Annotated in this window: 1 protein-coding gene; it reads right to left on the bottom strand. The window is 62.2% G+C overall.

Annotated features, from left to right (window positions below):
- Nucleotides 1-70: 70 nt before the first annotated feature.
- A partial coding sequence (locus VW35_RS15300) for an IS1182 family transposase (protein WP_046143971.1) occupies nucleotides 71-1,463 on the bottom strand: 1,393 nt, incomplete at its 5' end.

Consider the following 1,463-nt stretch of genomic DNA (forward strand, 5'->3'; position numbering starts at 1 on the left):
CCGAGGCTGTGTGAGAACTCGGCGCGGCTGATGGCTCAGCTTGTTTTGCGACGGCGCGCGTCAGCGCCCTTCATCCTGTTATCGCCTTGAGGGTGGAGGCAACACCAGCCACGGCGATGGCGCGCTTGATGTTGTAGGCCAGGATTGCCATGCTGGCCTCGGTGGCGACGTTCTTGAGCCCGCGCGTTCGGAAGTGGGTGGCGCCCATCCAGCCCTTGATAGTGCCGAAGACGTGCTCGACGGTGCATCGCCTGACCGCCATCACATCGGGCATGGCTTCGAACCTGCGCTCCATCTCATCGAGCACCGCTTCATGCTGCCATCGGCGGATGCGCTTCTCTTTGCCTGCCGTGCATAGGGGACGCGATGCGCAGGCACCGCATGCCTTCTGATTGTAATAGACGTCGATGAGCTTGCCAGCCTCAACAGTGGAATGGTGCTTCTGGAGATGTTGGCCGGCAGGGCAGCGATAGGTGTTCGTCTCGGGCTCGTAAACGAACATGGCCTTGCCCCAATAGCCGCGCGCCTGAGCTGGTGAGGTATCAGGCTTGGGTACCATCGGGATGATGCCGGCTTGGGCACAGGAGCGGATCTGTTCACCCTCGTAATATCCACGATCGGCCAAGGCGATCATCTGGGACCCACCGACCTCGGCCTGAGCTGCCTTGGCCATCTCCAGCAGGTGCGAACGATCATGACCGCGGTTCGTGACCTCATTAGCAACGACGATATGATGCTTGGTGTCGACCGCAGCCTGAACGTTGTAGCCGACGACCCCGCGGTGATCGCTGCCGGTTGCCATGGCACGCGCATCTGGATCGGTAAGCGAGATCTGCCCGTCGGGCGCGGCTTCTAGTTGCCGGCCAATCTCCTCAAGTTCTCCCAGGCGCCCCCGCAGCGCCGCCAACCGCTCGGTCAGGTGATCGATCCGCTGGGTTGCCGGGCCGGTTTCGGAACTGTCGGCTTCTTCGAGCTCAGCCAGATAGCGCGCAATGCTCTCTTCGACGTGGGCCTTCCGGCGCGCCAGCTTGCCCCTGGTGTAGTTCTTCTCGTGCGTGTTCACCGCCCGCAGGCGCGAACCGTCGATGGCAACCATGCCGCCGCCGACCAGGCCAAGGGCTCGACAGACAGCAACGAAGCGCTGGCACGCGATCTGGATCGCACCAGCATTGTCATGACGGAAGTCGGCAATGGTCTTGAAGTCCGGCACCAGCTTGCCGATAAGCCACATCAGCTCGATATTGCGACCGGCCTCGCGCTCAAGCTTCCGGCTCGAGGTCAGCTGATGCAGGTATCCGTACACGTAGAGCTTGAGCATGGTGCCAGGCGCGTAGCCAGGTCTGCCGGTCGCTGCGGGCTGAACACGCTCAAAGCCGAGCTTGGCCAGATCGAGTTCATCGACGAACGCATCGATGATGCGGACCGGATTATCCGCCTCGACATAGTCCTCAAGACACGCCGGC

It is taken from the genome of Devosia soli (assembly GCF_000970455.1).
Taxonomy (GTDB): Bacteria; Pseudomonadota; Alphaproteobacteria; order Rhizobiales; family Devosiaceae; genus Devosia; species Devosia soli.